Annotated in this window: 1 protein-coding gene; it reads left to right on the top strand. The window is 54.9% G+C overall.

Annotation, left to right across the window (positions count from 1 at the left end; all coding sequences use genetic code 11):
- Positions 1 to 340 precede the first annotated feature (340 nt).
- On the top strand, positions 341 to 1,356 hold a 1,016-nt coding region (locus FVW27_RS15845), incomplete at its 3' end, for an ankyrin repeat domain-containing protein (protein WP_167126964.1).

The raw sequence follows: 1,356 nt of genomic DNA, 5'->3' as shown, positions 1-1,356 counted from the left end.
GCGTGCTCAAGAGCACCTTCGTGACCGTGTACCAGGGGTGGCGCAATGCTTCGCCCGCTGATGCAGAACGCTATCGCACGGCGGCTCTGCAAGGCATCGAGCGGATCAGGCTGGAGCCTGGCATGAACGTGACGCCCATGCCGTAGACTGCACACCGCGCAGGCATGTCATCCATATTTTTTCAAGGGAATCCATAGTGACATACCTGCGATTATCATTGCAGCCACACGTTACTCGCACTCCCTTGGAGGCGGATGTGCCTCGACACTGGCCGCCACTGGTGTCGTGAATGTGGCATACATCCTGCCTTTGATTCCCCAACAAAGAAGTAGCTATGGGCATGTATAAGACTCTGCTGGTGACGTTTCTGATCATTCTCCCGCTCACTGCGTGCAGCGCCGCCGGAAAGCCAAGCAGGCCCAAACCGATGCTGCACATGACCGTCAGCGACATGTTTCCCGGCAACCCGCAGGCACAAGCCTTGGCCAAGGCCGCGGAAAAGGGAGACATCGCAGCCATGGACAAACTGGTCGCCGCCGGAGCAGACCCCAACGCCACGGGGGAATACGGCGTTACCGTACCTGCGTGGGTGGTCCTGCACCCCAACAAGGACGGCTTCCGCCGCTTGCTCGAACTCGGCGCGGATCCGAACAAGATATGGCGTCAGCAAAATCCATCATTTGACAATTCGCTTATGCACTTCGTCACACGAGAGGCCCCAAATATTGGTACAGAATACGTATCCATGACGTTAGAAGTCGGCAAAGGAGATCCGAATCTGAGAGTGGGAAAATACAAATCGCCTCCAATGAAAGAAGCCCTCTGCCCTGTTTGCATACCAGCGTTTGCCACATTGCTGAAAGCTGGCGGCGACATGTATTATATTGACTGGTTTGGCAGGACATATGCAATGAGCGCTACTATTCAAGAAAATTACAAACTCGTCCTCTTCCTCCTCGAGAACGGTGTAGATCATTCAAAAAAGGACAATCGCGGTCACGACATCATCAGGTACATGCAGACAGAATTCAATACGACCTCCAACTACAAACAACCATACAGCAAAAAATACATGTGGTTCTGGCGCTGCATAGATTTTCTCGAAAAGCGCGGGGCAACATTTACCATTCCGCAGGATGCGATCCGTCCCGCCGTGCTGGATACCACGCCGCCAGACATTTTCGCCGAAGCACAAATCCAGCAACCCGACACGCCTGCAAAGCCTCGGACTCGCGTGAGCGACACCGAAACCGTGAGCATGCATGAGGTTTCCCTCACATACCCCGTGCCGTTCTGGCTTCAGGGTGCAGACGCCACCACCGGCAACACCCATTCGCGCATGCGTCAGAAGGCCGG

Origin of the sequence: Nitratidesulfovibrio liaohensis (genome assembly GCF_011682075.1) — a bacterium.
GTDB classification, from domain to species: Bacteria; Desulfobacterota; Desulfovibrionia; order Desulfovibrionales; family Desulfovibrionaceae; genus Cupidesulfovibrio; species Cupidesulfovibrio liaohensis.
Note: the sequence above shows the minus strand (reverse complement) of the source record. Positions and strands in the feature narration are given on the sequence as shown.